This is a genomic window from Curtobacterium sp. PhB115 (assembly GCF_003752025.1).
Taxonomy (GTDB): Bacteria; Actinomycetota; Actinomycetes; order Actinomycetales; family Microbacteriaceae; genus Curtobacterium.
Genome location: NZ_RJKR01000006.1, coordinates 360,280 through 385,020 on the forward strand (window position 1 = coordinate 360,280; position 24,741 = coordinate 385,020).

The following is a 24,741-nucleotide window of genomic DNA, read 5'->3' on the forward strand; positions in this document are numbered from 1 at the left end:
CGCGGAACCAGGACCGGCCAGGAGGCGCGGGTCGGCTCAGGCGGATCGGCGCCAGTCGCCGAGGAACCGGGCTCCGGCCTCGTCGTGGATCACGCCGTCGGGTGCGGTGAGCACCGGGTACGGCGTCGTCGGCACGCCGTCGGCGGGACGGACATCGACGTGCGCGACCTGGTGGCCGTTCGCGTGCAGCCAGTCCGCCATCGCGTAGTCGCTGCGCGAGTCACCCATCGTGCGCCAGGCCGTCGGGAGCTCGCCGTCCTGCGCGAGGAGCTCGAGCGACCGCTCGGCGCCCATGTCCTTGCCGCTCCGGTCGGACTCGACGTCGGTCGAGATGATCGTCGGGTCGATCCGCCACTGCACGGCGCCGTCGGCGTCGGGTCGGACGTCGTCGAGGCGGCGCACGCCGAGGCCGCGGCGCTCGAGGGCCGCCATCGCCTTCGCGTCGAACTCCGGCTGCCGGGCCAGGTACGTGGCGTTCGGCACCTCCACCCGCTGCTCGATCGAGACCATCGCGCGCTTCGTCTCGTCGAAGAACACCAGGTCGGCGTACTCGGTGCGGACCAGCTCGCGCATCTCGTCGGCGTAGTCGCGGGGCAGCGCCAGGTCCTCGGCGACGGTGAGCTCGCTCATGCCGCCCTCGTACTGCGGTCCGATCGAGCACCACACGGCGCCCTTCTCGCAGACGGCGTGCACGCGGCCGCCCTCGGCGAGACCGCCGGCGAGCAGCGGCCCCACGACCTCGCTCCGGATGAAGGCGTCGCTCCGGCCGGTGTTGAAGACGACGGGGATGCCCTCGGCAGCGAGGGCGACGAGGTCCTCGATGATGCTCGGGATCGCGATCGTGCGGGAGACGGGGCTGGCGATGGGCCCGTCGACGTCGAGCAGGAGTCCGAGGCGCGGTGCGTTCACTCCGCCATCATCGCAGGCGAGAGGAAGCGGTCGAGCACGGTGCCGAGCGCCTCGGGGTCGGGGACGTGCCCCTGCCCCGGTAGTTCGACGTACTCCGAACCCGGCACGGCGTCGACCACCGCGCGCGCTGCGTCGCGCATCCACTCGAGACCGTCGGTGCCGGCGCCGACGACGACGGGCACGCCGACCGCGGCGGCGACCCGCTCCGGGATCGCGAGGCCGTTCAGCACCCGCACGTCACGGCTCAGGACGTGGGCGTCGACGACGAGGGACCGCCAGAGCGCACCCTTGAGCCGGAGCGCCGTGATGACGCCCATCGGGACGCCGAGCACCTGGGCCAGGAACGCACGGACCGCCTGGGCCCGACGACCGGCGGCGACGTGCTCGTCGAGCAGGTCGGCGAACACCACGTCGTCGGCGTGCGGGTCGACGGTGGCGCGGTACGGCGGTTCGTAGAGGACCGCCGCCGCGATCGGCACGCCACCCGAGAGCCCACGGAGCACGACGCCGGCACCGACGCACAGGCCGAGGGCCGCCACCGGTTCGTCGATGGCGGAGACGACCGCGGCGAGGTCCTCGACCTCGCGCTCGATCGCCCACGGCAGGGTGTCACCGCTCGCTCCGCGACCGCGCCGGTCGTACGTGACGACGCGGTAGCGGTCGCGGAGCCCGGCGGTGAGGTGCTCGAGGTACGGGGTGCCGTGGTGGTCGAAGGCCCCACCGACCACGACGAGGGCCGGGCCGGTCCCGGCGTCGGACACGGCGATCACCGTGCCGTCCGCGGAGACGACGGTCCGGTCGACGTGCTGGTCCATGGTGGCCTTCCGAGGGTGGTTCGACGGCGCTGCGCCGGGTCCTCGGGTGGACCGTGCGGGTCGGTCATCGAAGCATGACATCGGAGCGCTCCCACGTCACCACCCGCAACCAGGGGGAGACAGCCGGTCCGGCGGCGATCAGCGCCCCCGGTGCCCGCCACGGACGAGTCAGACCAGGGCCGTCGTCCCGACCGACTCCCGTTCGAGCAGCGACCGCTTCACGTCGAGCCCCCACGCGAAGCCCCCGAGCGTGCCGTCCGTCCGCAGCACCCGGTGACACGGCACGAACAGCGCCGGGGCGTTCCGCGCACACACGCTCGCGGCGGCACGGACGGCGTCGGGACGCCCCATCGCCCCGGCGAACTCGGTGTAGGTCAGGGTGCCGCCGGCGGGGATCAGCCGCAGCTGCCGCCACCCTTCGGTGAAGAGCTCGGTGCCGAACTGCCGCACGGGCACCTGCATCGCGTGCTCGATCTCGCCCGAGTAGAAGGCGTCGACCGCATCGGCGGATCGCACGGTCCCCACGGCGACGCGGTCCGGTCGGTGCCGGTCGGCGAGCCGGCCGAGGATCCGCTCGGCAGAGTCGGTCCAGCCCGAGGCGAGGACACGCCCCTCGCTGTCCTCGAGCACGGTGAAGGCCCCGTCGGGGGTGTCCAGGGTCTGGATGGTTGCGTCGGTCATCGTTCGTCCTTCCGGGAGTCGTCGGGGGCACGGTGCGCACGAGCACCGGTGGTCGCCGCCATCGCGCGGTCGATGATCGGTCGCCAGCAGTGCATCGTCAGGTAGCTCCGCCACGGCGCCACCTGCTCCGACCATAGGGAGAGCTCGCGCGCCGTACCGGGCAGCCCGAGTTCCTGTGCACCGTTGCGCACGGCGAGGTCGCTGTGGAGGAAGACGTCCGGGTGGTGTCGCACCCGGAGTGCCACGTAGTCCGCCGTCCAGGGGCCGATCCCCTTCACCGCCAACAGCCCGCCGCGGAGCTCGGCGAGGGACTGCGCGGCGTCCACCACGAGCGACCCGTCGGCGAGGGCCTCGGCCACCCGGACGATCGTGTCCACCCGGGCGGCCGGGCCGCGGAGCACCTCGCGCCCGCGTGCGGCGACGACGGCGGCGGACGGGAAGAGCAGGCCGTCCGGCAGGATCGCGGAGGGCACGGCAGCACCGAGGGCCGTGACGAGCCGCGTCTGCGCCGTCCGGGCAGCGGCGACCGAGACCTGTTGGCCGATGAGGGTGCGGAACACGACCTCGTGGGCGTCGACCGCGCCGGGCAGGCGGAGCCCCGGGACCCGTTCGACGGCAGCGGTCAGTCCGGGGACGGCTGCGAGGACGGCGTCGACGGCGACCGGGTCGGCGTCGAGGTCGAAGAGCGCGCGCACCCGTGCCACGAGCGTCGGCAGGTCGGACAGGTCGGTGACGCGCACCCGCAGGTCGATCCCGGTGCCGCGCCCCGCGGCCGTGGACCGAGCCGCCCCGACGGCGGGGGCCGAGGCGCTGAACCAACCAGGGCCTCCAGGCAGGTCCACCAGCCGTCCGTAGGACGCGACCCGCCCCGAGCCGTCCGTTTCCGCCTGCTCCAGACCCGGCAGGGCGTGCAGCGCGTGCCAGTCGAGCAGGCCCTGCACGTCGAACGGCGGCCGCGCGGGCAGGTGCACGTGCAGCGCTCCGTCCGACGTCGGCTGCACCGTCCGCCGCGCACGCAGCGCCGACGGGGTGACGGCGAAGACCTCGCGCACGGTGTCGTTGAACTGCCGGACGCTCGCGAACCCCGCCGCGAACGCGACGTCCGCGATCGGCAGGTCCGACGACGTCAGGAGCGTCCGTGCAGTCTGCGCCCGGTGTGCCCGGCTCAGCGCCTTCGGTCCGGCACCGAGCTCGGCGGTCATGATGCGGTTCAGCTGCCGTTCCGAGTACCCGACCCGTGCCGCGAGGCCGGGGACGCCGTCGCGTTCGACGACGCCGTCGAGGACGAGGCGCATGGCGCGGCCGGCGACGTCCTCGCGGAGGTCCCACTCCGGGCTACCGGGCGTCGCCTCGGGCAGGCAGCGCTTGCACGCGCGGAAGCCGGCGAGGTGCGCGGCCGCACTGGTGCGGTAGAAGGTGACGCCGCTCTCGCGCGGCGTGCGCGCGGGGCAGCTCGGTCGGCAGTAGATCCCCGTGGAGTGCACGGCGGTGACGAACTGGCCGTCGAAACGCGCGTCGCGCGAGGCGACGGCGCGGTGGCGCTCGGCGTGCAGCTGGTCGGTTCCCGGGGTGGACACGGGTCCAGCCTGACACGCGGCACCGACAGCGACTGGCGGGAATCGGACGGGGCAGTGCACGGCCGGGAGGCGCGGCTAGCGTCGGGTGCGTGACCTCCGTGGACGACGTGGCCGGTGCCCGTGCCCGGGTGGGCTCCGACGAGTTCGCCGACTCCGTCGACCTGCCGTTCCGGACCGACGTCGAGGTCGCGCTGCTGCTCGTGTCGCGCCGCCACCGCTACGAGGGCCGGCCGGCCGACGGTGCCCTGCCGGTCCGGTCGGAGGACCCGGACGAGCTGCGCGACCGGATCGAACTCCGCGCCGGTCTCGGGATCGTCGGCGACCGCTACTTCGCGTCGCGGGCACACGTGCACGCCTCGGTGACGGTCATCGGGCTGGAGTCGCTCGAGGCGGTCGGCGCGGAGCTCGGCGCCGAGGTCGACCCGGTCGCGACGCGGCGGAACGTCTTCCTGCGCGGTGCCGACGTCGAAGCACTCCGGGGCGAGCCGTTCTCCCTGCAGAGCCCCGGCAGCGGTGCCGTGCTGTTCCGCGGGTACCGGCCGGCGAACCCGTGCGCCTGGATGGACCACGAGGTGGCGCCCGGCGCGTTCCGGGCGATGCGCGGCCGGGGCGGGGTGCGGTGCGACCCGGAGTCCGACGGCGTGCTCGCCCTCGGACCCGCGGTGCTCCGGACGACCCGCCCCGTCGCGCTGGGGTCCTAGCTCACGCGGTCAGCGCGCTCTCGATCGCGTCGACGAAGGCCGGCAGGTCGTCCGGCGTGCGCGAGGTGATGAAGCCGCCGTCGACCTGGACCTCCTGGTCGACCCACTCGGCTCCCGCGTTCCGGATGTCCGTCTGCAGCGAGGCGAACGAGGTGATCGTCTTCCCCTGCAGCACACCGGCCTCGACCAGTGCCCACGGGCCGTGGCAGATCGCCGCGACGGGCTTGTCCGCCTCGACGAAAGCCGTCACGAGCGACACGGCCGAGGCGTCCTGCCGCAGGGTGTCCGCGTTGATCGTGCCGCCGGGGATCACGAGGGCGTCGAAGCCCTGGACGTTGACACCGGCGATGGTGGTGTCTGGTTCGACCGTCTTGCCGGGGTCCTTGTCGCCGACCAGGGTCTGGATGGCGTCGGAGTCCTGCGCCGCCACGGTCACCGTCGCCCCGCGCGCACGGAGCTGCTCGGTGGGGACGACGATCTCGTCCTGCTCCACGCCGTAGTTCGTCGCGATGACGAGGACCTTCTTGCCGTCGAGGGTTTCCATGATCGCTCCTTCCGCGGCCCGGTGGTTCCGGCCGCGGCCCCCACGGTCGTCGGCGAGCGCTGGACGTGTCCGCAGCTCGGACCGATCGTTCAGCCGCGGATGCGGAAAGCGGACCCTTCGCGTTCCACGGTGATGCCGTCGTACCCCGTCACCCGGTACAGCCCGGCGGTGACGTCGGACTCGTGGGGCCCGACGACGACGGTGGTCGCTCCCGAGGCGATCGCCGACTCGAGGCCCGCGGGGGCGTCCTCGAACGCCACGCACTCACGGGGGTCGACGCCGAGCAGGGCGGCGCCCCGCAGGTACCCGTCGGGGTGGGGCTTGCCGTGCTCGACGTCCTCCGAGGGCACGAACGCCGTCGGCATCGACAGGCCCGCGGCCGCCATCCGGCCGACGGCCAGGTCGCGCGGCGCACTCGTCACGAGCGCGACCGGGACGCCGGCGTCGAGGAGCCGTTCGACGAAGGCCGCGGCGCCGGGGATCTCGAAGATGCCCTCGGTGCTCGCGCTCTCCTCGGCGACGAGCGCGGCGGCGATGCGCAGCTGCTCGTCGGTGTCCAGGTCGGGCAGGAAGCGCTGGATCGTGCTGATCGCCTGGCGACCGTGCGAGAAGGCCAGGATCTCGTCCGGGTCGATGCCGCGGTCCTGACCGAAGCGGGTCCAGGTCGCCTCCACCACCGCCGTCGAGTCGACGAGCGTCCCGTCCATGTCGAAGAGGACCCCGGACGCCACGATGTCGATCACGCGCCCGACCCTAACCGATGCCCCCGCGACCGGGCCGCGAGCCCGACGCCCGGACGTACCGTGTCAGCAGCACGTCACCAGCACCGCGCAGCACGTGGGCGGGACGCATCCGCCGCAGCTCCGGCGACGAGCCCCGCGCGATCCGGGGTCCGGCGCCGCCCTCGAGCGTCGGGTCGATCGTCAGCGTCAGTTCGTCGACGAGGTCCGCGGCGATCAGGGCCCCGAGGAACGACGGGCCGCCCTCGCAGTGGATCCGGCCGAGTCCGCGGCCGACCAGGGCACCACGGACGCCGGCCACGTCGACCGAGTCGGGGTCGGCCCCGGTGCTGCACGGCACGACGTCGGCCACGGACGCCAGCGCGACCCCGGCATCCGACGCGGCCGCCGCCGCAGAGGTCAGCACGACGGGCCGCACGGGCGCCTCGGTGAACACCCGCGACGCCGGGTCGAGCGACACGGACCGCGACACGATCGCGAACACCGGGTGGTCGGGCATCCCGTGCGCGCGGCGCCAGGTGACGTCGGCGTCGTGCAGGACCATCGGCCCGTAGCCCTCGTCGCGGACCGTCCCCGCGGCGACGAGCACCACGTCGGCCACACGGCGGAGCAGGTCGAAGACCCGCAGGTCGTCCGGGCCGCCGAGCGACCCGGAGACGCCGGCCGCCGAGGCCGAGCCGTCGAGCGTCGCGACGAAGTTCACCCGCAGCCACGGTACCGCGGCGCCCGCGGTGTACAGGTCGAGCAGGTCGTCGTCGGAGAGCTCCGCGATCGACGGGGGCAGGACGTTCACGTGTTGTGCCTCGCTTCCACCGGATCGCGCCACCCGAGCGTGGCCTCGACCATCCGCATCGCGTCGACGCTCTCGGCGACGTCGTGCATCCGGACGATCCGCGCGCCGAGCATCGCACTCACGGTCGCGACGGCCAGTGACCCGGACAACCGCTCGCCACGGAGACGGCCGAGCGACTCCCCCACGAAGTCCTTGTTCGACACCGCCGCGAGCACCGGGTAGCCGAGCGCCACCACCTCGGGCAGCCGCCGCGTGAGTTCGAGGGTCTGCACGGTGTTCTTGTTGAGGTCGTGCCCCGGGTCGACGACGATCCGCTCCTCGGGGATCCCCGCGGCGAGCGCCCGGTCGACCCGCTCCCGCAGGAACCCGACCACCGACGCCGTGACGTCGTCGTAGTGCGGCGGCGCGGCGAGTGCCCGGCGCGGCTCGGCGAGCGAGTGCGTGATGACGATCGTCGCCTCGGAGTCGGCGACGACGGCCGCCATCCGGGGATCGGACAGGCCGGTGGTGTCGTTGACCACGCTCGCCCCGGCCGCGATCGCCGCTGCGGCCACCTCGGGCCGGAAGGTGTCGACGCTGATCGTGACGTCGGACTCGTGCGCGAGCTGCTGCACGACGGGGACCACGCGGTCGACCTCGTCGGCGGCGGGGAGCTCCGGGCCGGGTGCGAACTTCACGCCGCCGATGTCGACCCAGTCGGCGCCCTGCTCGGCGGCACGGACCGCGGCGGCGACGGCACGGTCGAGCTCGAAGGTCGCGCCCCGGTCGTGGAAGGAGTCCGGCGTGCGGTTCACGATCGCCATGACGGCGATGCGGTGGTCGAAGTCGAAGGAGCGGCGGCCGATCGTGCGGACCGGGTGCCGCAGGTCCGGCACGACCCAGCCGGGTGCGGTCGATCCTGCCTGGAGGCCCGTGGCGGCCCCCTCGGTCGTCACGCGTCCGCCTCGGGGTCGGGCACGCGCCCCGCGCCGATGAGCGCGATCGCCTCGGCCCGTCCGGCCGGCTCGGACAACGTCCCCGTCGCCGCCACCGTCACCGTCGTCGACCCGGTCTGCCGCTCACCACGGGTCGTCACGCACTGGTGCTGCGCGTCGAGGACCACGAGGACCCCGGCGGCTCCGAGACCCTCGGCGATCGTCGCTGCGACCTGCTCGCCGAGCCGCTCCTGCAGCTGCGGACGTGATGCCACGGCGTCGAGCACCCGGGACAGCGTGCCGAGTCCGATCAACCGGTCGCCGGGCGCGTAGGCCAGGTGCGCCACCCCGGTGAAGGGCAGCAGGTGGTGCTCGCAGACCGACCGGAACCGGACGTCGCGGACGATCACCAGCCGGCCGCGTTCACCGTCCTCGGCGTGCACCGTGCCGTCACGGGCGATCGCGACGGCGTCGGTGCCGATCCCCGCGAAGAACTCGGCGTAGGCGTCGGCGACCCGGGAGGGTGTCCGTTCGAGTTCGGGGCGGTCGGGATCCTCGCCGATGCCGAGCAGGAGTTCGCGCACCGCGGCCTCGACGCGGGCACGGTCCATGCGTGACGTCACCGGACCATCCAACACCAGCCGTGGCCGGACAACGCGAGCACCCGCACGGCGTGACGTACCCCGAGAGGCGAGCCGCGCGTCCCGGCCCTGCGCGCCCTGTGAGGATCCTGTGACACGCCGGAAACCCAGCATCCTTTAACCTTGATCGGTGAGCGCCCCGCAGACCGACACCACACCCCGGAACCGCTTCGCGACCGGCCTCGATCGATTCTTCTCCATCACGCAACGCGGGTCCACGATCCCGCGCGAGGTCCGAGGCGGCCTCGTCTCGTTCGTGACCATGGCGTACATCGTCATCCTCAACCCGCTGATCCTCGGCGGCTTCAGCGCCGACCAGGCCGCGAAGGACGTCAACGGCGGCTGGCTCGAGAACGCGCAGGTCGCAGCCGCCACCGGCCTCGTCGCCGGCCTGATGACCATCGCGATGGGCCTGATCGCGAACCTGCCGTTCGGCATCGCCGCGGGCCTCGGGATCAACTCGTTCCTGGCCGTCAGCGTCGTCCAGCAGGTGACGTGGGCCGAGGCGATGGGCCTCGTCGTCATCAACGGTGTGATCATCGTGATCCTCGCGTTGACCGGGATCCGGACGATGATCTTCACCGCCGTCCCGGCGCAGCTCAAGGCCGCGATCACCGTCGGCATCGGTCTGTTCATCGCGTTCATCGGACTCGTCGACTCGGGCTTCGTGCGCTCCTCCGGGCTCGCGTCGCCGCCCCTGCAGCTCGGCGAGGACGGCTCCGTCGGCGCCCTGCCGACCATCGTCTTCCTGATCGGCCTCGTCATCATCGGCACGCTCATGGCCCGCAAGGTCAAGGGCGCGCTGCTCATCGGGATCGTCGCGACCACGATCATCGCGATCATCCTGCAGGCGATCTTCCAGGTGCCGACCTCGGTCGACTCGAAGACCGGCTGGAACCTCAACGCCCCTGGCCTGCCGAGTGCGCTCTTCGCGTTCCCCGACCTGTCGCTCGTCGGGCACGCCGACCTGTTCGGCGCCTTCAGCCGCATCGGGCCGTTGGCCGCGTCGATGCTCGTCTTCACCCTCGTGTTCACGAACTTCTTCGACGCGATGGGCACCATGACCGGTCTGGCGAAGGCCGCCGGGGTCGCGAAGCCGGACGGCACGTTCCCCCGCCTGAAGTCGGCGCTCGTCGTCGAGGGCGTCGGCGCGATCGCGGGTGGTGGCGCCTCGGTGTCGTCGAACACGGTGTTCATCGACTCCGCCGCCGGCATCGGTGAGGGCGCCCGGACCGGTATGGCCTCCGTCGTCACCGGCCTGCTGTTCCTGGCGTCGATGTTCCTCACCCCGCTCACGCAGGTCGTCCCGCTCGAGGTCGCCGCCGCCGGACTCGTCGTCGTCGGTGCGCTCATGGTGGCGCAGGTCGCGGACATCTCGTGGACGGACTTCGGGTCGGCGCTGCCGGCGTTCCTGACGATCGTCGTCATGCCGCTGACGTACTCGATCGCGAACGGCATCGGCGCCGGCTTCATCAGCTGGGTGCTCATCAAGCTGCTGTCCGGCCGTGGCCGTGAGGTCTCGTGGCTGCTCTACGTCGTCGCCGCGGGCTTCCTGCTGTACTTCGCGCGGGGGCCGCTGGAGACGATGCTCGGCGTCGGCTGACGGTCCGCTGGCCGGGCGGGGGGCGTTCGGTTCGCAAGAGCGACAGTTCCTGCGGGGCCGCCCGAGGGCGGTCCGCGAAAGCGACAGTTGTCCGCGAATCATCCGCGGGGATCTGTCGCTTTCGCGTTCGGGCCGGTCTGGAGGCTCGGTGTCAGCCCGGCAGGTCGCCCGGCGTCGCCTCGTGGTGGCGTCGACCGCCGGTGCGCCGGTCCTCCTTCATGCCCGCCTCGAACAGGTGGCGGCGTCCCTGCACGAGTTCGTCACGAGCAGTGCGCTCGAGTTCCTTCGCGAGGGCGTAGTACCCGTCGTCGTAGTCCTCGACGACCTGGAACGTCCACCGGCCGGCGATGACGTTGCGTCCGACGAGCTCCGTGTCGATGCGGTCGGCGAGTTCGGTGTGGCCGGCGTCCCGGAGTTGCTCGACGGCCTCGCCGAGGTTGAGGTCGGCGGTGCCCGTCAGCCGGTGGAAGCCGTAGAGCAGGCCACGGGCGTGCTCGATGACCTCGACCGCGGCGGACAGGGTGCCGAGCGCCTCGACGGTCGCGTCCGACACGCCCTCCGGTACCTGGTGCTGTGCGTCGGGGCCCTGGTCGTCGTTCGTCATGGGTCCCGTCTACACGACGGCACCGGAGATGCTCGGCAGCTACTTCGTCTGGTTCGGGTGCCGCGTGTGCACATCCGTGATGAAGACGACTCGGTCGGCATCGTCGACCGTGTACCAGATCCGTGCGCCACGTTTCAGCTCGAACTGCCGACGGGTCCAGTCTCGACCCGAGTGGCGGACGACGCCGAGCTCCCCACGAAGCGCGTGGCACGCCAGGTCTTCGGTTTCGGGGTCGACCGTCAGCCGGTCCCACGCGGCTGCGACGGCGTTCCGCTGGGTCGCGAGGACGTCGCGCCATCCTTGCTCGGCCGATCGTGTACCGAAGACGATGGTGAACTCGGTCGAGCGCACCGGGCGGGGCACACCGACCCGGCGACCAGCCATCTCGTCAGGGCCGCTCGACGGCGACCGGCGCTTCGAGGACTTCCGGGTCGCGCGCTCCCCATCCCGCAGCGATCGCCTCGGCGCTGTTGCGCCACGCCTGCATCTCGAGGAGCAACCTGCGCGGCTGTCGGAGCGAGAACGAGCCGCGCGCGACGTCCACGATCTCGCGCGCGAACCGCTTCTGGTCGTCACGGCTCAGGAGCTTGATCCAGGGGTACGGGACAGCAAGACGGTCGTGGAGTGGAAGCTGCTCGTTGACCGTGACCGCCGCGATCAGCTGCGCCGCGATCTCGAGAACCGCATCGTCGTCATCCGACCGCTCCTTCGTCGTCAGGACCAACGGCTTCCCGTCGCGCCGTGTGACCTCGAGCGGCTCTTCCTCAGCCGCCGCGAACACCTGCTTGGCGTGACGCGACAGGTCCGAGGACTGGACGGATCGCCGAGTACGAGGCGGCGCGAGGAGGGTCATGCGGAAACTGTATTCAGAACGTGTTCTGAACGCAAGTGGACTTGCAGGGGCCCTGCTACCGACTTAGCATTCGAACACACGTTCGAACGAGGAGGCCTCCCGTGATGATCATCGACACGGCCGCCACGGTGTGGTGGACCGACGGCGCGCCCTCCCGGCTGGTGTGGGCCGGACGCCGCTGGCGGGTGACCGACATGCCCACGCGGCTCACCGTGACGCGGGCCGAGTTGCCGACGGCGATCACGCACGCTCCCGAGCGCACGGTCGGCTGGCGCTTCCAGGCCACCGCCGAGGACGGCGAGTCACTGGTGGTCGACATCGTGCCCGAGGGCGCCGGCTGGGGCGTCGCCCGCACGTGGACGTGACCGCCGCCGCGCGGTACGGTCCGGACATGGCCAGGTGGGTCGCGCTGCTGCGCGGAGTGAACGTCAACGGGATCACGATCAAGAGCGCCGACCTCGCAGCGCTCTTCCGTGGGCTCGGCTTCCAGGACGTCCGGACCGTCCTCGCCTCGGGGAACGTCGTGTTCAGCACCGACGACACGCCCTCGCTCAAGGCGGCGATCGAGCAGGCGCTCCGCGATCGCTTCGGGTACGACGCGTGGATCGTCCTCGTCCCGCACGACGGCCTCGCCGCCCTCGTCGACGCGTTCCCGTTCGATCGCTCCGACGACCGCCACGACTACGTGGTGTTCGGCTCCGACGACACGGCACTCGACGACCTGCTGACCGACCTCGACCTCGACGACGCCGTCGAACGGGTCGCCCGCGGCGACGGCGTCGTCTACTGGTCCTGCCCGAAGGGCTCGAGCACGGACACGGTGTTCGCCAAGCGGGCCGGAGCCGCACGCTTCAAGCGCACGACGACCACCCGCAACACGAACACCCTCCGGAAGCTCCTGTGACCCGTGGCGGCCTCCACCACGTCGAGCTCCGCACCGCTGACCTCGCGACGGCGAGCGCCGCTTGGGGATGGCTGCTCGAGCAGCTCGGCTACGAGCCGTTCCAGCAGTGGGAGCAGGGCCGGAGCTGGGCGCTCGGCGACCTGTACGTGGTGCTCGAGTCGGCACCGCAGGACGGCGCGCACGACCGCCGACGCCCCGGGTTGAGCCACCTGGCGTTCCACGCCGGCGATGCCACGGCGGTCGAACGGCTCTGGGACACTGCGCCCGACCACGGCTGGGCACGCCTCTACGAGGACCGTCACCCGTACGCTGGCGGCCCGGACCACCACGCCGCCTTCCTGCAGGACACTGAGCGCTTCAAGGTCGAGCTCGTCGCGGGTTGACCCCCGCGGCCGGCACCACGTCAGGACTGCGGCGGCTGCCCGTTGCTCGCCATCGTGCCGCCGTCGACCGGCAGGACGGCCCCGGTGATGAACGACGCTTCGTCGCTCGCCAAGAACAGCACCGCAGCAGCGACCTCGTCCGCCCGACCTCCGCGACCGAGCGCGATCCGTTCCGCGAACTCCTGCTTGAGCGCCTCGTCCTCGGCCTGCTCCTCGGTCAGGTCCGTCCAGATGAGCCCCGGCGCGACCGCGTTGACCCGGACCCCGGCGTGGCCGTTGTCCAGCGCCGCCGCCTTCGTGAAGTTCGTGACGCCGCCCTTCGCCGCGTTGTAGGGGCTCATCCGCCAGTCCGCGGCCTCGCCCGAGACCGACGAGGTGTTCACGATCGACCCCTTCGTCTCGCGGAGGAACGGGAGCGCTGCCCGGGTGCCGTAGAACACCCCGGACAGGTCGGTCTCGATCACCCGTCGCCACTCGTCGTCCGAGATCTCGGTGACGTCACCGGAGCTGAAGGTGCCGGCGTTGTTCACGAGCACGTCGAGCCGGTCCCACCGGTCGATGGCGGCGCTGACGACGGTGCTCCAGTCCGCGGAGCTCGCCACGTCGGCGGTCAGGGCGATCACACGGTCGGTCGGCAGCGAGTCGCCGACCGCCCGCACCTTGTCCTCGACGCTGTCGGTCAGCACGACCGACGCGCCCTCGGCGACGAACGCCCGCGCCGTCGCCTCACCGATGCCGGACCCGGCTCCCGTGACGATCGCGACCTTGCCCTCGAAGCGCTTGCCCATGGTGTCTCCTCTCGTTGCACTGTCCGTGCCCGGGGAGACGCCATCGGCCCGAGGGGCACGGCGCACCACGCTGCCCGTACCGGGCTGGGTGCGTTCGGAGGTGCGCGGCGGGGCGGACCCGACCCGTGCCTCCAGGCCGGAGCCCGTGCGCACGGCGCGACGTGCGCCGCGCCCCCTACGCCGTCGTCTCGTCCACCTCGAGTTCGCGCTGCAGCGAGATCGTCGGGATCGACGCCGTGATGACCGACCCGTCGGCCCGCAGCGTGCCCTGGATGTCGCTCGTCGTCGGGGCGTGCCCCGACATCCGCGGCCCCTGGTGCGGCAGCGGCACCACGGTCGGCTCGCCCGCCTCGATGTCCCACTGCTGGTTGTGCACCCACGCGGTGAAGCCCGAACCGGTCTCGACGGTGAAGGTCATGGTGTCCGGCTCGAGGTCGACCCGGACCCGCGACTGCCGCACCGTCAGGCGGTACGTCAGGCGGTCCCACTCCTTCGGCAGGCGCGGGTTGAAGGTCATCCGCCCGCCGTGGTCGCGCATGCCGCCGAAGCCGTTGACGAGCGCACCCCAGATGCCACCCGTCGAGGCGATGTGCACGCCGTCGGTGGTGTTGTTGTGCAGGTCGGCGAGGTCGACGTAGAGCGCCGTGTTGAAGTACTGCTCGGCGAGCTCGTGGTACCCGACCTCGGCCGCCATGATCGACTGCACGACCGCCGACAGCGTGGAGTCGCCGGTGGTCAGCGCGTCGTAGTAGTCGAAGTCCCGGCGCTTCTCGGCGGCGGTGAACTCGTGCCCCTGCAGGAAGAGGGCGAGCACCACGTCGGCCTGCTTGAGCACCTGGAAGCGGTAGATCACCAGCGGGTGGTAGTGCAGGAGCAGCGGACGCTTCGACTCGGGCGTGTTCTCGAGGTCCCAGAGTTCCTTGTCCAGGAACTGGGCGTCCTGCGGGTGGATGCCACGGTGCGGGTCGAAGGGGATCTCCATCGACTCGGCGGCGTGCTCCCACTCGACGAGCTCGTCGGGCTGCAAGCCGGTGCGCCGCACCATGCGGTCGTACTCTTCCGGGTCGTCGGCGGCGAGCTCACGGCAGGCGTTGACGGCGAACCACAGGTTCGCCCGCGCCATCACGTTCGTGTAGAGGTTGTCGTCGACGACCGTCGTGTACTCGTCCGGCCCGGTGACGCCGTCGATGTGGAACTTCTTGTCGCCGTTGGAGCGCCAGAAGCCGAGGTCCTCCCACAGGCGAGCGGTCTCGACGAGCACGTCGATCGCCCCGCGCTTCAGGAACTCGGTGTCGCCGGACGCCCGCACGTACTGCATGAGCGCATGGGCGATGTCGGCGTCGATGTGGTACTGCGCGGTGCCGGCGGCGTAGTACGCGCTGCTCTCCTCGCCGTTGATCGTCCGCCACGGGAACAGCGCCCCACGCTGGTTCAGCTCACGGGCACGGGCCCGCGCCGCGTCGAGCATGTTGTAGCGGAAGCGCAGGGCGTTCCGCGCGACGATCGGCGCCGTGTACGACAGGAACGGCAGGACGTAGATCTCCATGTCCCAGAAGTAGTGGCCGCCGTAGCCGGAGCCGGTGACGCCCTTCGCCGCGATGCCGTGCCCGTCGGTGCGGGCCGTCGCCTGCGCGAGCATGAACAGGTTCCAGCGCACCGCCTGCTGGATCGCCGGCTGCCCGGCGATCTCGACGTCGCTGCGTGCCCAGTAGTCGTCCATCCACACGCGCTGCTTCTCGAACGTCTCGTCGAGGGTCTCGGCGTGCGCCCGGTCGAGGGTGCGGTCGCAGCGGTCCGCGAGCTCCCGCGCCGGCACGCCGCGGGACGTGTGGTAGACGACGTGCTTCACGAGGCGGATCGGCTGTCCCGCCTTCGCCTGCACCCGGTAGACGTGCTTCGCCAGGTCGTCCTCGATCGACGACGACTCGTCCCAGGTGTTCTCGGTCTCGAGGTGGTGCTCGACACCGACGCAGATCGTCATGCCCGAGCTCACCGCCTGGTAGCCGAGCAGCGAACGACCGCCGGTGCTGCGCTTCAGCTTCGGCTCGAGCACCCGCGCGGTGAACGCCTCGGCCTTGCGCGGGTCGAACGCGTTCGCCGCCGCACGCATGCCGGCGTGGTACTCGTCCTGCACGTCCTGACGGTTCAGGATCTGGCTGGACAGCAGGATCGAGGCGTCCGCGTCGAGCACGGTGACCTCGTAGTCGATGACCGCGAGGTGACGGTCGGTGAACGACACCAGACGCCGCGAACGGATGAGCACGCGCTTGCCCGACGGCGTCGACCACTCGGTCTCGCGGAACAGGTAGCCGCCCCGGAAGTCGAGCCGACGGGTGTGGCGGAGGATGTCGGCCTCGGCCAGGACGAGCGGCTCGTCGTCCACGTAGAGCCGGATGACCTTCGCGTCGGGCGCGTTGATGATCGTCTGCCCGGTCTTCGCGAACCCGAAGGCGTCCTCTGCGTGACGGATCGGCCAGGTCTCGTGGAACCCGTTGATGTAGGTGCCGTACTGCACGCCGCCGCGACCCTCGTCGAGGTTGCCGCGCAGGCCGAGGTACCCGTTGCCGACGGCGAAGTTCGTCTCAGCGACGCCCTGCTGGTCGGGGGCGTACTCGGTCTCGACGAGTGCCCACTCGTCAATCGGGTAGCGGACGCGGTCGAGGGGGTCCGAGGTGATGGGGTTCATGGTGCTCCGTGGGAAGGGAGGAGATGGTCGTGACGGATCTGGCCTGGAGGCGCGACTCGCCTCCGGCCCGTCGGACTACGTCGTGCTCGTGGCCGGTTCGGGGAGGTCGCCGACCAGCTGGTCGAGGTCGGTCACCACGACGTCGGCACCGTGCGCGCGGAGCGCGTCCGCGCCCGCGCCGCGGTCGACGCCGATGACGAGGCCGAACGCCCCGTTCCGTCCGGCTTCGACACCGCTCGTGGCGTCCTCCACCACGACGCACTCCGCAGCGGTGAGGCCGAACCGGCTGGCGGCGTCGAGGTACGTGTCGGGCGCCGGCTTGCCCGCCAGGCCGTCCTCGCGAGCCACGAGGCCGTCGACGACGACCGGGAACCGCTCGAGGATGCCCGCCGTGCGGAGGACCTGGGTCGCGTTCGCCGAACTCGAGACGACGGCGACGGACAGCCCGGCGTCGATCGCGGCGACGAGGAACCGGAGCGACCCCGGGTACGGCTCGACGCCGTGCTCGGCCAGCTCCGCGGTGAACTCGGCGTTCTTCCGGTTGCCGAGCCCGCACACGGTGTCGGCGTCCGGGGAGTCGTCGGGCGTGCCCTGGGGCAGGTCGATGCCGCGCGAGTCCAGCAGCGAGCGCACCCCGTCGTAGCGGGGCTTGCCGTCGATGTACGCGAAGTAGTCCTGCTCCGTGTACGGCGCCGCACCGTGCGCGGCGAGGTACGGGGTGAACAGTCGGCTCCACGCACGCATGTGGACGTCGGCGGTGGGGGTGAGGACACCGTCGAGGTCGAACAGCAGCGCTCGCTGGTCTGCGAGGCGCGCGGGGGTGCGCCGGGTCGGCGTCGTCATCTGCAGCCCTCCAGGGACGGGGTCGTGGACGTTGCTCCCGCCGAGTCTAGGACCGCTCCAGGCCAGGTGTTCAGGCGCGCGCTGGGAACCCGCCGAGGGAGGGATCGCCACGCTGGCCGGGACGGAAGGCACCACCATGACGAACGACACCGCCGCACCACCGCACGGCGGCACCGACTCGAAGCTCAAGCAGGCGATCACCGGCCCGCTGCTGTACCTCTTCATCCTCGGCGACGTCCTCGGCGCCGGCATCTACGCCCTGATGGGGACCCTGTCCCAGGACGTCGGCGGCGCGCTCTGGGCACCGCTCCTGCTCGCCCTCCTGCTCGCGCTCCTCACCGCCGGGTCGTACGCCGAGCTCGTCACGAAGTACCCGAAGGCCGGCGGCGCGGCGGTCTTCGCGGAGCGCGCCTACCGGGTGCCGATCGTCTCGTTCCTCGTGGGCTTCTCGATGCTCGCCGCCGGCGTGACGAGCGCCGCCGGGCTGTCGCTGGCGTTCGCCGGGGACTACCTCGGCACGTTCGTCGACCTGCCGCCCGTCCCGACCGCGATCGTGTTCCTCGCGCTGATCGCCTGCCTGAACGCCCGCGGCATCTCGGACTCGCTGAAGAGCAACGTCGTGATGACGATCATCGAGGTCTCCGGGCTGGTCATCGTCATCGTGGTCGTCGCCGTGATGCTCGGCGGCGGAGGCGGCGACGTCTCCCGCATCGGCGAGTTCCCGGCCGAGGCGAACCCGGCGCTCGCCACCCTGAGCGCCGCCATCGTCGCGTACTACTCGTTCGTCGGCTTCGAGACCTCGGCGAACGTCGCGGAAGAGGTCCGCGAGCCGCGCCGCGTGTACCCGAAGGCCCTGTTCGGGGCGCTCGCGACCGCCGGGGTCGTCTACGTGCTCGTCGGCCTCGCCAGCTCCATCGCCCTGCCCGCCGACGAGCTCTCCGACTCGAGCGGCCCCTTGCTCGCGGTCGTCTCGGCGAGCGGCGTCCCGATCCCGGACTGGGTCTTCAGCCTCATCGCGCTGGTCGCGGTGGCGAACGGTGCCCTGCTCACGATGATCATGGCGAGCCGCGTGACCTACGGCATGGCCGAACAGCGGTTGCTGCCGGCACTGCTCGGCAAGGTCCTGCCGAACCGGAAGACCCCGTGGACCGCGATCATCGCGACCACCGTCGTCGCGATGCTGCTCACCCTGATCGGTGACGTCGGCACGCTCGCCGAGACCGTCGTGCTCCTGCTGCTGTTCGTCTTCATCAGCACGAACGTCGCCGTCCTGGTGCTCCGGCGGGACCGCGTCGACCACGAGCACTTCCGGGTCTGGACCTTCGTGCCGGTGCTCGGCGTCGCGTCGTGCGTGCTGCTCCTGACCCAGCAGAGCGGGCAGGTCTGGCTCTACGCGGCGATCCTGCTCGCCGTCGGCGTGGTGCTGTACTTCATCGCCCGGATCACCGGGCGACGCTCTGGACGCGACCACGAGGCGGGCGTCATCCGCTGAGGCGACGCGCCACGGGCCTCCCGGTCAGCGCAGGCCAGGGGCCGGCGGCAGGTCGCGCGCCCACTCCTCGATCGCCGAGGAGATCTGCTCGCGGGCGGCCTCGCGGCTGATGGTCGCCGTCCGGTCGCCCGGCTGGTCCCCGTAGGCGCCGAAGTCGGCGTGGTTCGAGCCCTGGACCTCGGTCATCGTCGCGGTCGACGGCAGCAGGTGCCGGGCTGCGTCGACCTTGTCGGGCGTCGAGAGCCCGTCACGCGAGCCCGAGACGCTCAGCACGTCGATGTACGAGCTGCTGATGTCGTTCGCGCAGTAGCTGCCGAGCAGCAGCAGGCCGTCCGCGTCCTGCGCGAGTTGGCAGGCGCGGACCCCGCCCAGCGAGTGGCCGCCGACTGCCCAGGTCGTGACGTCCGGCGCGTGCGCCTCGAAGGTGGAGAGCGGCCGGGTGTCGAAGAACGCGAGGTTCAGGGTCGGCTTCGTGATGACGACCGTCGTGCCGTTCGCGACCACCTGTCGGAAGGTCGCCATGTACGCGTAGGGATCGACCTTGGCGCCCGGGATGAACACGATGCCCTTGCCGTCGGCCTGCCCCGTCGGCGTCATCACCACGGAGTCACCGGCGTCCTGGACCGACACACGGTCGTCACGCCAGACCTGCAGCGCGGCGCTCCGGGTGCCCTGCATGACGATGTGCGCCCAGACGAGGAACACCACCACGACCACCAGCAACACGGCGACGATCCCCGCGGTCCACCGCAGTACTCGGTTCATGCGACCACCGTACGGCGCATCAGGGGCGGGTCGGGCTCGTCGGGCGCGGATGGTGAGCAGAAATGGTCGGGTGCGGGGATCGCACTCGACCATTTCTGCTCACGAAGTGGCGCGCGTCAGACCGCGGCGGGCGCGGTGATCGCGGCGCGGATCTCGGCGGCTGCTGCGCCGACGTCCGACGCGCTGTAGATCGCGCTGCCGGCGACGGCGATGCGGGCACCGGCCTCCTGCACCGATGCGACGGACGACGCGTTCACGCCACCGGCGATCGAGAACGGCACACCCGACTCCTTGCCGGCGTCGAGCAGCGCCCCGAAGGTGAAGCCCTCTTCCGCCTGCTCGTCGAGCCCGGCGTGCACCTCGACGAACTCAGCGCCGAGGGCGACGACCTCGCGGGCACGAGCGGCCTTGTCGGAGACGCCGATCAGGTCGACGACGATGCCCTTGCCGTGCTTCTTCGCGGCCTTGACGGCACCGACGATGGTCGAGTCACCGGCGACACCGAGGACGGTGACCAGGTCGGCACCCGCCGAGAACGCGATGTCGGCCTCGAGCTCACCGGCGTCCATCGTCTTGAGGTCGGCGAAGACGATCTTGTCCGGGTGGGCTTCCTTGATCGCGGTGACGGCGGACAGGCCGGCGCTCTTGATCAGGGGCGTGCCGAGCTCGAGGACGTCGACGTGCGGCGCGGCCGCGGCGGCGAGTTCGAGGGCGGCTTCGGTGGTCAGGGTGTCCATGGCGAACTGGAGCTGCATGTGGATGCCTTTCATTCGAGGTTGGCGTGTCGGGGCCAGAGGTCGTCGGCGGACTGCCCGCCGCGGGACCAGAGCGTGTGGAACAGGGCGTCGCCGATCAGTGCGACGGCCTGTTCGAAGAGGCTGCCGGCGTACTGCGCCGAGGCCGTGCCGGAGCGGTCGGTCTTCGTCGCCGCGGGAACCACGAGGGTGACGTCGGCGACCTCGGACAGCGGGGAGTCGTCGGTGGTCGACAGGGCGACGACGGATGCACCGACCTCGTGCGCGGTGCGCGCGGCCTGCACGATGCCGGTGGTCGTGCCGGACCCGCTCGCGACGAGGAGCACGTCCCCGGGGCGGATCGCGGGCGTGGTGACCTCGCCGACGACGTGGACGTCGCGCCCGAGGTGCATAAGCCGCATCGCGGTCATGCGCAACGCGAGTCCGGAGCGCCCGGCGCCGTGCACGAACACCCGTTCGGCGCCCTCGATCAGCTCGGCGGCCCGTGCGGCGGACGCTTCGTCGAGGTGCGCGGTGACGTCGTCGACCTCGCGGACGACGAGTGCGAGCGACTCGGTGACGGTGGGTGCTGCCATGCCCTCGAGCCTGGTGCGCGCAGGGCGACGGCGCCGCTACCCGCGTCGGCGGGCATCCCACCCGATCGGGTGGCCCCGTCCGCACGGGTGGGACAGGTAGGTTCGGCTCCCATGGACGCCATCGCACCCGACCGGGAGGCCCGTGGCGAGCCCGCCAGTCGTCTCGCGGCATCGGAGCACGCCAGGACGGTGGCCGAGCAGGCGGACCGGCACGCCCTCACCCTCGAGTCCGTGCTCGCCGTGCTCCGCTCACCGCGAGTGTCCGACGCCGCCGCGCGGGCCGAGGCCGTCGAGATCGCGTCGGCCGCACTCGTCGACCTGCGCACCGAGACCGACCAGCAGCGCAGCACCCTGCTCGAGCCGGTCACCGGCGCGTTCTCGCGCCTCCGAGCCGACCTGCGCCCGCTCGTCCGGTTCGGCGACCTCGACGTGCAGTTCGTCGAGCCGCCCACCACCGGGCGAGCACTGCCCGGTGACGTCGCCCACGCGGCCCGGGCCATCGTCCGGACCGCCGTGCTCGCCCTGGTCGACGGCGGTGCGGCCAAGCGGGTCCGCATCCAGTGGGACTGCGACGGCCGGAACCTGCTCATGCAGCTCCGCGACGACGGGTCCGGAACCCTCGACGTGCACGACGACGCCATGCGGCCGATCGCGGAACGGGTCGTCACCCTCGACGGCCGCGTCCAGGTGTCGAGCACACCGGACTGGGGCTCGGTGCTCGACATCTCGCTGCCCCTCGACCCGTCGCCGACCGAGGTGGACTCGGTCGCGGACGACGACCTCACCCCGCGGGAGCGCGACGTGCTGCGGCTGCTCGCGACGGGCGTCGGCAACCGGGAGATCGCCGAGGGCCTGGGCATCAGCGTCAACACCGTGAAGTACCACGTGGCGAACCTGCTCCGGAAGCACGGCGCCCGCACCCGTGCCGAGCTCGCCGCCTTCAGTTCCCGGGCGTGACCCCGGCCGGGCTGAACCGGTAGCCCATGCCGGACTCGGTGACCAGGTAGCGCGGGTGCGCGGGGTCCGGCTCGAGCTTCCGCCGCAGCTGCGCCACGTAGAGCCGCAGGTACCCGGAGTCGTTGCCGTGCGACGGCCCCCACACCTCGGTCAGGAGCATCTCCCGGGTCATCAGCCGATCGGGGTTCGTGACGAGCACCTCGAGCAGTCGCCACTCGGTGGGCGTCAAGCGGATCGCGGGGCCCTCCGGTGCGGTGACCTGCTTCGCGACGAGGTCCACGACGAGGTCGCCGATCCGGATCGTCGGCGCGCTGTCGACGCCGGCCGGAGCACGACGTCGTCCGAGGGCCCGCAACCGCGCCAGCAGCTCGTCCATCTGGAACGGCTTGGTCACGTAGTCGTCCGCGCCGGCGTCGAGTGCGTCGACCTTGTCGGAGGAGTCGGTCCGTCCGGAGAGCACGAGCACCGGCACCTGCGACCAGCCGCGGATGCCCTCGAGCACCCCGATCCCGTCCAGGCGCGGCATCCCGAGGTCGAGCATCACGATGTCCGGGCGCTCGGTGATGACGGCGTCGATCGCGGCTCGGCCGTCCGTCGCCGTCACGACCTCGTACCCGCGGGCGGCGAGCGTGACGGACAGTGCGCGGACGAGCTGTGCGTCGTCGTCGGCGATCAGGACCTTCACCGGGCCTCCACTCCCACGTGCCCGGCGATCGGCAGCCGCACCACGACGGTGAGCCCACCACCCGGGGTGTCGTCGACCTCGATCGTGCCGCCCATGCCCTCGGTGAAGCCCCGGGCGAGCGCGAGCCCGAGGCCGAGCCCGGTGTCGTTGTCGGTGTCACCGAGTCGCTGGAACGGTTGGAAGACCTCGTCGACGCGGTCGGACGGGATGCCGGGGCCGTGGTCGGCGATGCGCAGTTCGACCCCGCCACCGAAGGCGCTCGCCGCGACGCGGACCCGGGTGCCGGTCGGTGCGTACCGTGCGGCGTTCGCGAGGACGTTCACGACCACGCGCTGCAGCAGCCCGGGATCGGCGAGCACCGGTGGCAGGTCCGGCGGGAGGTCGAGGTCGACGGTCTCCGGTCCGAGCTCGAGTTCGTCGAGCGCGGGGGCGACCACCGTCTCGAGGGCCGTGGGCACGGGGGTGACCGCGAGCACTCCGGCCTGCACCCGACTGACGTCCAGCAGGTCTGCCAACAGCACCGCGAGCTGACCGAGGCTCTCGTCGGCGGTCGCGAGCAGCGCCTCCCGGTCGGCTCCGGACAGGTCGATGTCCACCGCACGGAGGGTCTGCACGGCGGCCGAGGCGGCCGCGATCGGCCGACGGACGTCGTGGCCGACCGCGGCGAGGATCGCGCTGCGGACGCGGTCCGCTGCCGCGATCCGCTCCGCGTCGACGGCGGTGCGCGTCAGGTCACGGTGCTCGACCGCCGCGTCGAGCTGCTGCTCGACGACGCGCAGCAGTCGGCGCTGGGTCGGGTCGTCCGGCGCACCCGCGAACTCGAGCACGGCACCGGACGGGAGGCGCGTGGCTGCGTCCGGCGTCTCGCCGAACGTCCCCGAGGTGGCCGGCTCGTCGTTCCCCTGCCGGATCCGGACGCCGGCGAACCCGAAGGCCTCGCGGGTGCGGTCGAGCAGCGCCTGCAGGGCGTCGTCGCCGCGGAGGACACTGCCGGCGATCCCCATCAGCAACCCCGACTCAGCGGCCGCACGGCGAGCGGCACGCGAGCGTCGGGCTGACCGGTCCACGACGAAGCTCACGAGCACGGCGCTGATCACGTACATGACCAGGGCGAACAGGTGCCACGGCTGCTGCACCGTGACCATGTGCAGGGGTTGGACGAAGAAGAAGTCGAGACTCAGTCCGGACAGCACCGCCGTGAACACCGCGGGCCACATCCCGCCGACGAGCGCCACGACGAGCACGAGCAACTGGTACGCCAGCACGTCCACGGTGATGGCATCGGGGTCGCTGCCGATCGACAGCAGCCAGGTGAGCAGGGGGCCGAGCACGAGCGAGAGTGCGAACGCGGCGGCGATCCGCCCGCGGGACAGGCTGCCGCCGAGCTTCGGCAGGGTGAAGCCGCCGCCGGCCCGATCGTGGGTGACGACGTGCACGTCGATGTCCCCGGACTCCCGGATGACCGTGTTGCCGATCCCCGGACCGGTCAGCGCGGCGGCGATCCGGCTTCGGCGACTCACGCCGATGACGATCTGCGTCGCGTCGATCGACCGCGCGAACCGGACGAGGGTCGACGGTACGTCGTCGCCGACCACCTGGTGGTAGGTGCCACCGAGCTGTTCGAGCACGGTGCGTTGCGCGCCGAGTGCGCCCGGGTGCCGCTCGCGCAGGCCGTCGTTCGTCGTCACGTGCACGGCTGCGAGTTCTCCCCCGGCGCTCCTGGCCGCGATCCGGGCACCCCGCCGCAGCAGGGTCTCGCCCTCGGGGCCGCCGGTCAGGGCGACCAGCACGCGCTCCCGGGTCTCCCACCGGTGCTCGATGCCGTGCTCGGCGCGGTACGCCCGGAGTGCGTCGTCGACCTCGTCGGCCAGCCAGAGCAGCGCGATCTCGCGCAGGGCCGTCAGGTTCCCGAGCCGGAAGTAGTTCGACAGAGCCGCATCGATCCGGGCAGCCGGGTACACGAGCCCGTCGGAGAGCCGTTCGCGCAGGGCAGCCGGTGCCAGGTCGACGACCTCGATCTGGTCGGCCGCGCGCACCACGGCGTCGGGGACGGTCTCGCGCTGCACGGTGCCGGTGATCTCGCGGACCACGTCACCGAGGGACTGCATGTGCTGCACGTTGACGGTCGAGATGACGTCGATGCCAGCGGCCCGCAGCGCCTCGACGTCCTGCCAGCGCTTCTCGTTCGCACTGCCGGGAGCGTTCGTGTGCGCGAGTTCGTCGACCAGCGCGACCTCGGGTGCCCGCCGGAGCACGGCGTCGAGGTCCAGGTCGTCGAGCTCCACACCGCGGTGGTCCACGGTGCGGCGCGGGATGACCTCGAGGCCGGCGACGAGGGCGGCGGTGGCAGCTCGTTCGTGCGTCTCGACGACGGCGACCACGACGTCCCGGCCCTCGTCGAGCAGCCGGCGGCCCTCCTCGAGCATGGTGAACGTCTTGCCGACGCCCGGTGCGGCACCGAGCAGGACCCGTAGCTTGCCGCGCTTCACGTGCTCATCCTCTCGCGTCGGGTTCCGCGGCGGGCGCGAGGCCC

27 protein-coding genes are annotated in these 24,741 nt (G+C 72.0%); 7 read left to right on the top strand and 20 right to left on the bottom strand.

Features of this window, described 5'->3' with window-relative positions; translation table 11 throughout:
- Positions 1-36 precede the first annotated feature (36 nt).
- From EDF19_RS07230 to EDF19_RS07245, 4 genes are all read right to left on the bottom strand, one after another.
- Positions 37-909: a hypothetical protein gene (locus EDF19_RS07230; RefSeq protein ID WP_123680235.1), complete on the bottom strand. Its 873-nt coding sequence runs from the start codon at positions 907-909 to the stop codon at positions 37-39.
- Positions 906-1,724 (bottom strand): alpha/beta fold hydrolase, encoded by an 819-nt coding sequence (locus EDF19_RS07235; RefSeq protein ID WP_185022732.1) that lies wholly within the window; start codon positions 1,722-1,724, stop codon positions 906-908. Before EDF19_RS07235 ends, EDF19_RS07230 begins: the two co-directional genes overlap by 4 nt.
- A gap of 168 nt (positions 1,725-1,892) precedes the next feature.
- A complete protein-coding gene (locus EDF19_RS07240; RefSeq protein ID WP_123680237.1) occupies positions 1,893-2,405 on the bottom strand; it encodes a methylated-DNA--[protein]-cysteine S-methyltransferase in 513 nt (170 codons plus the stop codon).
- Positions 2,402-3,982 (bottom strand): AlkA N-terminal domain-containing protein, encoded by a 1,581-nt coding sequence (locus EDF19_RS07245; RefSeq protein WP_123680238.1) that lies wholly within the window; start codon positions 3,980-3,982, stop codon positions 2,402-2,404. Before EDF19_RS07245 ends, EDF19_RS07240 begins: the two co-directional genes overlap by 4 nt.
- Positions 3,983-4,110: 128 nt before the next feature.
- On the opposite strand from EDF19_RS07245, the gene EDF19_RS07250 reads away from it, so the two are divergent.
- Positions 4,111-4,683 carry an MOSC domain-containing protein gene (locus EDF19_RS07250; RefSeq protein WP_221180641.1) on the top strand — a complete coding sequence of 191 codons (573 nt, stop codon included), beginning with the start codon at positions 4,111-4,113 and terminating at the stop codon, positions 4,681-4,683.
- A gap of 1 nt (position 4,684) precedes the next feature.
- On the opposite strand, the gene EDF19_RS07255 is transcribed toward EDF19_RS07250, so the two are convergent.
- The 5 genes from EDF19_RS07255 to folE all read right to left on the bottom strand — a co-directional run bounded on the left by EDF19_RS07255 (position 4,685) and on the right by folE (position 8,285).
- Entirely contained in the window at positions 4,685-5,227 is a 543-nt protein-coding gene (locus tag EDF19_RS07255) for a type 1 glutamine amidotransferase domain-containing protein (RefSeq protein WP_123680239.1), read from the bottom strand.
- A gap of 89 nt (positions 5,228-5,316) precedes the next feature.
- The gene (locus tag EDF19_RS07260; protein WP_123680240.1) at positions 5,317-5,970 is read right to left on the bottom strand and encodes an HAD-IA family hydrolase; all 654 of its coding nucleotides are present in this window, start codon (positions 5,968-5,970) and stop codon (positions 5,317-5,319) included.
- A gap of 10 nt (positions 5,971-5,980) precedes the next feature.
- The gene (locus tag EDF19_RS07265) at positions 5,981-6,760 is read right to left on the bottom strand and encodes a pyrimidine reductase family protein (protein ID WP_123680241.1); all 780 of its coding nucleotides are present in this window, start codon (positions 6,758-6,760) and stop codon (positions 5,981-5,983) included.
- A complete protein-coding gene (folP, locus tag EDF19_RS07270; RefSeq protein ID WP_123680242.1) occupies positions 6,757-7,695 on the bottom strand; it encodes a dihydropteroate synthase in 939 nt (312 codons plus the stop codon). The genes EDF19_RS07265 and folP overlap by 4 nt, the downstream gene beginning before the upstream one ends.
- On the bottom strand, positions 7,692-8,285 hold the full coding sequence (gene folE, locus EDF19_RS07275) for a GTP cyclohydrolase I (RefSeq protein WP_123680243.1): 594 nt from the start codon (positions 8,283-8,285) through the stop codon (positions 7,692-7,694). The genes folP and folE overlap by 4 nt, the downstream gene beginning before the upstream one ends.
- 160 nt (positions 8,286-8,445) lie before the next feature.
- On the opposite strand from folE, the gene EDF19_RS07280 reads away from it, so the two are divergent.
- Positions 8,446-9,918 (top strand): NCS2 family permease, encoded by a 1,473-nt coding sequence (locus EDF19_RS07280; RefSeq protein WP_123680244.1) that lies wholly within the window; start codon positions 8,446-8,448, stop codon positions 9,916-9,918.
- A gap of 151 nt (positions 9,919-10,069) precedes the next feature.
- On the opposite strand, the gene EDF19_RS07285 is transcribed toward EDF19_RS07280, so the two are convergent.
- From EDF19_RS07285 to EDF19_RS07295, 3 genes are read right to left on the bottom strand one after another with little or no spacing between them, the layout of a single operon-like run.
- Positions 10,070-10,522: a hypothetical protein gene (locus tag EDF19_RS07285; protein WP_123680245.1), complete on the bottom strand. Its 453-nt coding sequence runs from the start codon at positions 10,520-10,522 to the stop codon at positions 10,070-10,072.
- Positions 10,523-10,561: 39 nt separating this feature from the next.
- Positions 10,562-10,906, bottom strand: coding sequence for a hypothetical protein (locus EDF19_RS07290; RefSeq protein ID WP_260217002.1), 345 nt, complete (start codon positions 10,904-10,906; stop codon positions 10,562-10,564).
- A gap of 4 nt (positions 10,907-10,910) precedes the next feature.
- Complete coding sequence (locus tag EDF19_RS07295; RefSeq protein WP_123680246.1) at positions 10,911-11,375, bottom strand: prevent-host-death protein; 465 nt, start codon at positions 11,373-11,375, stop codon at positions 10,911-10,913.
- A gap of 101 nt (positions 11,376-11,476) precedes the next feature.
- On the opposite strand from EDF19_RS07295, the gene EDF19_RS07300 reads away from it, so the two are divergent.
- From EDF19_RS07300 to EDF19_RS07310, 3 genes are read left to right on the top strand one after another with little or no spacing between them, the layout of a single operon-like run.
- Positions 11,477-11,740, top strand: coding sequence for a hypothetical protein (locus EDF19_RS07300; protein ID WP_148071054.1), 264 nt, complete (start codon positions 11,477-11,479; stop codon positions 11,738-11,740).
- Between the two features lie 26 nt (positions 11,741-11,766).
- Positions 11,767-12,279 carry a DUF1697 domain-containing protein gene (locus tag EDF19_RS07305; RefSeq protein WP_123680645.1) on the top strand — a complete coding sequence of 171 codons (513 nt, stop codon included), beginning with the start codon at positions 11,767-11,769 and terminating at the stop codon, positions 12,277-12,279.
- Positions 12,276-12,662, top strand: coding sequence for a VOC family protein (locus EDF19_RS07310; RefSeq protein ID WP_123680248.1), 387 nt, complete (start codon positions 12,276-12,278; stop codon positions 12,660-12,662). The genes EDF19_RS07305 and EDF19_RS07310 overlap by 4 nt, the downstream gene beginning before the upstream one ends.
- 20 nt (positions 12,663-12,682) lie before the next feature.
- Here EDF19_RS07310 and EDF19_RS07315 read toward each other — a convergent pair whose 3' ends face one another.
- From EDF19_RS07315 to EDF19_RS07325, 3 genes are all read right to left on the bottom strand, one after another.
- Positions 12,683-13,450: an SDR family NAD(P)-dependent oxidoreductase gene (locus tag EDF19_RS07315; RefSeq protein WP_123680249.1), complete on the bottom strand. Its 768-nt coding sequence runs from the start codon at positions 13,448-13,450 to the stop codon at positions 12,683-12,685.
- Between the two features lie 175 nt (positions 13,451-13,625).
- A complete protein-coding gene (locus EDF19_RS07320) occupies positions 13,626-16,136 on the bottom strand; it encodes a glycoside hydrolase family 65 protein (RefSeq protein WP_123680250.1) in 2,511 nt (836 codons plus the stop codon).
- A gap of 75 nt (positions 16,137-16,211) precedes the next feature.
- A complete protein-coding gene (locus EDF19_RS07325; protein WP_123680251.1) occupies positions 16,212-16,979 on the bottom strand; it encodes an HAD family phosphatase in 768 nt (255 codons plus the stop codon).
- Positions 16,980-17,115: 136 nt separating this feature from the next.
- Between EDF19_RS07325 and EDF19_RS07330 the strand changes: the two genes are divergently transcribed.
- Complete coding sequence (locus EDF19_RS07330; RefSeq protein WP_123680252.1) at positions 17,116-18,471, top strand: APC family permease; 1,356 nt, start codon at positions 17,116-17,118, stop codon at positions 18,469-18,471.
- Positions 18,472-18,495: 24 nt separating this feature from the next.
- Here EDF19_RS07330 and EDF19_RS07335 read toward each other — a convergent pair whose 3' ends face one another.
- The 3 genes from EDF19_RS07335 to hxlB all read right to left on the bottom strand — a co-directional run bounded on the left by EDF19_RS07335 (position 18,496) and on the right by hxlB (position 20,566).
- Positions 18,496-19,236, bottom strand: a complete 741-nt coding sequence (locus EDF19_RS07335; protein ID WP_123680253.1) for an alpha/beta hydrolase — start codon at positions 19,234-19,236, stop codon at positions 18,496-18,498.
- Between the two features lie 116 nt (positions 19,237-19,352).
- Positions 19,353-19,991 (bottom strand): 3-hexulose-6-phosphate synthase, encoded by a 639-nt coding sequence (gene hxlA / locus EDF19_RS07340; RefSeq protein ID WP_123680254.1) that lies wholly within the window; start codon positions 19,989-19,991, stop codon positions 19,353-19,355.
- A gap of 11 nt (positions 19,992-20,002) precedes the next feature.
- The gene (gene hxlB / locus EDF19_RS07345) at positions 20,003-20,566 is read right to left on the bottom strand and encodes a 6-phospho-3-hexuloisomerase (RefSeq protein ID WP_123680255.1); all 564 of its coding nucleotides are present in this window, start codon (positions 20,564-20,566) and stop codon (positions 20,003-20,005) included.
- 111 nt (positions 20,567-20,677) lie between these two features.
- Here hxlB and EDF19_RS07350 point away from each other — a divergent pair, with 111 nt between their 5' ends.
- Positions 20,678-21,523, top strand: a complete 846-nt coding sequence (locus EDF19_RS07350) for a LuxR C-terminal-related transcriptional regulator (protein ID WP_123680256.1) — start codon at positions 20,678-20,680, stop codon at positions 21,521-21,523.
- Here EDF19_RS07350 and EDF19_RS07355 read toward each other — a convergent pair.
- Both EDF19_RS07355 and EDF19_RS07360 read right to left on the bottom strand, forming a co-directional pair.
- Positions 21,507-22,208 (bottom strand): response regulator, encoded by a 702-nt coding sequence (locus EDF19_RS07355; RefSeq protein ID WP_123680257.1) that lies wholly within the window; start codon positions 22,206-22,208, stop codon positions 21,507-21,509. The genes EDF19_RS07350 and EDF19_RS07355 overlap by 17 nt on opposite strands.
- The gene (locus tag EDF19_RS07360; protein WP_123680258.1) at positions 22,205-24,697 is read right to left on the bottom strand and encodes an ATP-binding protein; all 2,493 of its coding nucleotides are present in this window, start codon (positions 24,695-24,697) and stop codon (positions 22,205-22,207) included. Before EDF19_RS07360 ends, EDF19_RS07355 begins: the two co-directional genes overlap by 4 nt.
- Between the last annotated feature and the right edge of the window lie 44 nt (positions 24,698-24,741).

What these genes read in the sequence shown, in the direction of transcription:
- EDF19_RS07305 (WP_123680645.1), top strand. Translation starts at nt 11,767, where the DNA reads ATGGCCAGGTGGGTCGCGCTGCTGCGCGGAGTGAACGTCAACGGGATC.
- EDF19_RS07335 (WP_123680253.1), bottom strand. Translation starts at nt 19,236, where the DNA reads ATGAACCGAGTACTGCGGTGGACCGCGGGGATCGTCGCCGTGTTGCTG.
- EDF19_RS07325 (WP_123680251.1), bottom strand. Translation starts at nt 16,979, where the DNA reads ATGACGACGCCGACCCGGCGCACCCCCGCGCGCCTCGCAGACCAGCGA.
- EDF19_RS07285 (WP_123680245.1), bottom strand. Translation starts at nt 10,522, where the DNA reads ATGACGAACGACGACCAGGGCCCCGACGCACAGCACCAGGTACCGGAG.
- EDF19_RS07330 (WP_123680252.1), top strand. Translation starts at nt 17,116, where the DNA reads ATGACGAACGACACCGCCGCACCACCGCACGGCGGCACCGACTCGAAG.
- EDF19_RS07350 (WP_123680256.1), top strand. Translation starts at nt 20,678, where the DNA reads ATGGACGCCATCGCACCCGACCGGGAGGCCCGTGGCGAGCCCGCCAGT.
- hxlA (WP_123680254.1), bottom strand. Translation starts at nt 19,991, where the DNA reads ATGCAGCTCCAGTTCGCCATGGACACCCTGACCACCGAAGCCGCCCTC.
- folE (WP_123680243.1), bottom strand. Translation starts at nt 8,285, where the DNA reads ATGGACCGTGCCCGCGTCGAGGCCGCGGTGCGCGAACTCCTGCTCGGC.
- EDF19_RS07290 (WP_260217002.1), bottom strand. Translation starts at nt 10,906, where the DNA reads ATGGCTGGTCGCCGGGTCGGTGTGCCCCGCCCGGTGCGCTCGACCGAG.
- EDF19_RS07320 (WP_123680250.1), bottom strand. Translation starts at nt 16,136, where the DNA reads ATGAACCCCATCACCTCGGACCCCCTCGACCGCGTCCGCTACCCGATT.
- hxlB (WP_123680255.1), bottom strand. Translation starts at nt 20,566, where the DNA reads ATGGCAGCACCCACCGTCACCGAGTCGCTCGCACTCGTCGTCCGCGAG.
- EDF19_RS07255 (WP_123680239.1), bottom strand. Translation starts at nt 5,227, where the DNA reads ATGGAAACCCTCGACGGCAAGAAGGTCCTCGTCATCGCGACGAACTAC.
- EDF19_RS07240 (WP_123680237.1), bottom strand. Translation starts at nt 2,405, where the DNA reads ATGACCGACGCAACCATCCAGACCCTGGACACCCCCGACGGGGCCTTC.
- EDF19_RS07315 (WP_123680249.1), bottom strand. Translation starts at nt 13,450, where the DNA reads ATGGGCAAGCGCTTCGAGGGCAAGGTCGCGATCGTCACGGGAGCCGGG.
- EDF19_RS07295 (WP_123680246.1), bottom strand. Translation starts at nt 11,375, where the DNA reads ATGACCCTCCTCGCGCCGCCTCGTACTCGGCGATCCGTCCAGTCCTCG.
- EDF19_RS07235 (WP_185022732.1), bottom strand. Translation starts at nt 1,724, where the DNA reads ATGGACCAGCACGTCGACCGGACCGTCGTCTCCGCGGACGGCACGGTG.